Consider the following 3,316-nt stretch of genomic DNA (forward strand, 5'->3'; position numbering starts at 1 on the left):
TTTGTAATTTTGAAGTGTCCGTTTGCTAATGCCCAACAACTGACAGACCTCTTGTGTGTCCAACCATTTTTTGTCCTGACAAATGGCTTGATGTGTTTCTACTACGGACTTTGTTTGTTTGAGTAAGTCCCCTAATTTTTGATTGATTTGTTCAAATATTTTTTTTTCAATAACTATCACCTCCATAATTTGGTATCTTTTTTAGCGAAGATACTTTGAATGCAATTCGGTGAAGTAAAGGCGGTCGCTTTTGGAAGTGGGTGGCAGTTTTTGGAAAGGTTTATATTACAATATTATGCTCTGCGAGTACCCTTTGGGTTAATTTTCTATTGGTTTCTTGCGAGATTTTTTTTATGAAAGAAGCCTTGCTTTCTGTCGTTTTTGTAGACATTTCTTGGTCAATATTAACCACCTTAACTCCTGATTGATTTCTAAACAAATCAACCATCTCCAAAAAGGCTTTTCCTTTTTTGGTATTTGGATTCACTTCTATGGTTAGTATTTTAGGCAACAGATAAATCTTTTAACAAAGATAAAAAAGATGTTCCATAAAAAATAAAAAATTGAAAAAATATTAGTTTATAATCATTTATTGTTCTTTTGTTCAATTCTTTTAGGTTCTTTTTTATCTGTTTCTTTATTCATACTTCTATAAGATGCAATACTCATTAGTAAACCAAGTAAAATAAATGCCCAAGCAATCAACTTACCAAATTTTTCTAAAATCCTTATGATAACTGCCTTTTCGTAACTTGAAAAGCCTTCTATTCCAGCGGCATTTCTGCGATAAAATCTTCTGCGGTTAATCCAATAGCGTAAAGCAATTCCTGCTAATAAAATTACTATACCAAAATAAAGCCCAAAAGAATCTGTATTAATTGCTAAAATCATAACTTACAAAAATTGATTACTTAACAAAAATAATACATTACCTATAAAAAAACAAAACCCTTGATAAATTCAAGGGTTTGTAGCTATACTAAGTTTTATCTGTTATTTTATTCCGTTTTCTCCTCTTTCTTAGCATTAAATTCAAAGCGCAGCTTTTGTTCTTTGCCTTTGCTGTCAGCAATCCAAACCTCAAAGCTTTGCGTATTGTTAGACAGAGAAGTGTAATACAATCTAAAAGTTCGGTTAGGAATTACATACGTATCATTCGGTAAAAAAGGCTCTTGGTTAGCCAACTTTAGCCTACCATTACCCTCAAACTGAAAGTATCTTAATGTATAGACTTCATCTTTGTACTTTTGTTCTGATACGATTTGACAGCGAATTTCTACCGTCTGTTTTTTTAGAATACTCTTAGGAACAGGCATTGTTTTGACTTCAAACGGAAAGTTGGTTTGTATATTCAGTCTATCTTCACAAGCCGTAAGCCCCAATAAAATTATTATTGCTATACTAATTTTTACAAAATGTTTCATCTCTTAATTTTTTTAAAGTTTATAAAGTCATTCTAAATCCTAAACCTATATGCGGACGCAGCTGTTCTCTCTGTGTTCCCCATAGCATTTGTGTTTGCCCTTGTAGGAAGACAAGTACATCTCCTACCAGATAACGCTCTAATCGTAGCCTTGCTAATCCTCCATAAATCATAGCATCTTTATTATTGATGACCGCACCATCGAATAGCGTATGATTTCCTTGATTGATGAGTTCGTAGCCTACTACACCACTCAATCCAACATTTAGGGATATATTTCGGCTACTATTCCCAACAAGGTTTAACGAGTAACCACCTTCGGAAGTAAAGGTTTCAATGGGTAAATCCTGTTCTCGATAGGTGTAAACATTACGAGTGTAAGCCACTGCAAACTGCCAATAATCCCCCTCACGGGTATAGCGAATGTAGCCCAATCGAATATCATAGGCTTTAGTATTGAGTGTTAAGGAAGTTGGAAGCAAGTTTATACTTGCCTCCAATCCTTGTTGCCCAGGGAATAGTCGTTGAGCGTTCAACAGACTTATTCCTCCAAGCCAACCACACATCACTAACAATAATCTTTTCATCATATTATAATTTTAGGTTGAATTGTTGTATTTCTCTTGCGTAAATTAAGTCCTCATTACCAATGGTAAAAGATTGGTAGCGACTGCCGTTTTTCTCAAAGATTTCTACTTTGAGTAGTTTATCATCGTCTAAGGTTAATTGTTCTAACATATACACGGCATTGGCTTTACTTCTTGCCTCTACTCTTTGTAGTTCTTGATAAGTGCGTAAAGGCTGAATGGGAATTTCTTGAGCAACTTCCTTTTTTCCTGTGGATTTATCGACGATTTTAAAAGTGATAAAATCCACTTGATAAGGCAGACTACTTTGATTTTTCATACGCATATCAAAGTATAATTTTCCCTGATAAACATAGATTCCTCTAAGTAGAAACTGAATACCAGCATTTTTAGAACCGATATGCTTGATAAAGTTTCGTTTTTGCTGATAAATAGATTCCATAATGAGTTGAGCCACCGCGGGGGATTGGTTCCCAATATCCGTAAACAAAATATCCGTTTTGGCACTAAAATCTTCAGTATTATACTCATTCATAATGCGTTTAAAATCCATTGTGGTCGTTTCGGGAGTCGTGTTATAGAAAATATCAAAATGGTAAAAACGACCGTCTTGGGTAATTACGGATAAATTGGTTGCGGGATGAAAGTCGGGGGTTGTGGCTTTCACACGCAGAACATTTTCCGAATTTTGGGCTTTGTCGGCAATGATATGCTCACTTCCTAAATCTACATAAGTGATGGGCGAAGGAAATATCAAATGCGTGGTTTTGTCATAAGCTACTTCTAAAAAATAAGGTTCAATTTTGCCGGGCGTTTTAGATGTAGATACTTTCGTTTCTGGTATTGTATCATTTGCGTAGTAAATACTGTCCGTTTCAGAGGTTGGCGTTTCTGTTTGTGCATAGACATTCCCAATTGTAAGGAATAAGGTTGCGATTAAAAATGGGTGTAAAGATTTCATTTGTATATATTTAAAAGTTAAAAAAAAAATTAAGGTTTTGATACTAATAAGACTTGATACCCAGCTTTGACCTTGATTTTAGGGTGGGCTATCTTTTTGGAGATGTAGGAACTGGTACCTTGAAGCAGCCCTTTCCCTGCCTCGGATAATATTTGGTCTTTGGCAGAGGAACTAAAAGTGTAATTGGTTCCTGAAGATTGACTCAATCCTGCGGCGATTTCACGAAAAGCATTCGCTCCAGGTGTATAAGGAATATAAAGCCCTCTTTGACCGTCTAAATCGTAGGCAGTTACCGATACGGGAACGATACGCCCTTGATATTCCAATGAACTAATATCTAACAAT

7 protein-coding genes are annotated in these 3,316 nt (G+C 35.3%); all 7 read right to left on the bottom strand.

Features of this window, described 5'->3' with window-relative positions:
* A partial coding sequence (locus tag VQ048_RS11930) for a helix-turn-helix domain-containing protein (RefSeq protein ID WP_327611887.1) occupies positions 1-186 on the bottom strand: 186 nt, incomplete at its 3' end.
* A gap of 94 nt (positions 187-280) precedes the next feature.
* A complete protein-coding gene (locus tag VQ048_RS11935; RefSeq protein ID WP_327611888.1) occupies positions 281-511 on the bottom strand; it encodes a hypothetical protein in 231 nt (76 codons plus the stop codon).
* A gap of 74 nt (positions 512-585) precedes the next feature.
* Positions 586-891 carry a molybdenum ABC transporter permease gene (locus VQ048_RS11940; RefSeq protein ID WP_327611889.1) on the bottom strand — a complete coding sequence of 102 codons (306 nt, stop codon included), beginning with the start codon at positions 889-891 and terminating at the stop codon, positions 586-588.
* A gap of 107 nt (positions 892-998) precedes the next feature.
* Complete coding sequence (locus tag VQ048_RS11945) at positions 999-1,424, bottom strand: DUF3872 domain-containing protein (RefSeq protein ID WP_327611890.1); 426 nt, start codon at positions 1,422-1,424, stop codon at positions 999-1,001.
* 19 nt (positions 1,425-1,443) lie between these two features.
* On the bottom strand, positions 1,444-2,013 hold the full coding sequence (locus VQ048_RS11950) for a conjugal transfer protein TraO (RefSeq protein WP_327611891.1): 570 nt from the start codon (positions 2,011-2,013) through the stop codon (positions 1,444-1,446).
* Position 2,014: 1 nt separating this feature from the next.
* On the bottom strand, positions 2,015-2,971 hold the full coding sequence (gene traN / locus VQ048_RS11955) for a conjugative transposon protein TraN (protein WP_327611892.1): 957 nt from the start codon (positions 2,969-2,971) through the stop codon (positions 2,015-2,017).
* Between the two features lie 29 nt (positions 2,972-3,000).
* On the bottom strand, positions 3,001-3,316 hold a 316-nt coding region (gene traM / locus VQ048_RS11960), incomplete at its 5' end, for a conjugative transposon protein TraM (protein ID WP_327611893.1).

Origin of the sequence: Bergeyella anatis (assembly GCF_036016955.1) — a bacterium.
GTDB lineage: Bacteria > Bacteroidota > Bacteroidia > Flavobacteriales > Weeksellaceae > JAYWXI01.

Coding starts and splice junctions, on each gene's coding strand:
- VQ048_RS11940 (WP_327611889.1), bottom strand. CDS start 891: ATGATTTTAGCAATTAATACAGATTCTTTTGGGCTTTATTTTGGTATA.
- VQ048_RS11950 (WP_327611891.1), bottom strand. CDS start 2,013: ATGATGAAAAGATTATTGTTAGTGATGTGTGGTTGGCTTGGAGGAATA.
- VQ048_RS11945 (WP_327611890.1), bottom strand. CDS start 1,424: ATGAAACATTTTGTAAAAATTAGTATAGCAATAATAATTTTATTGGGG.
- traN (WP_327611892.1), bottom strand. CDS start 2,971: ATGAAATCTTTACACCCATTTTTAATCGCAACCTTATTCCTTACAATT.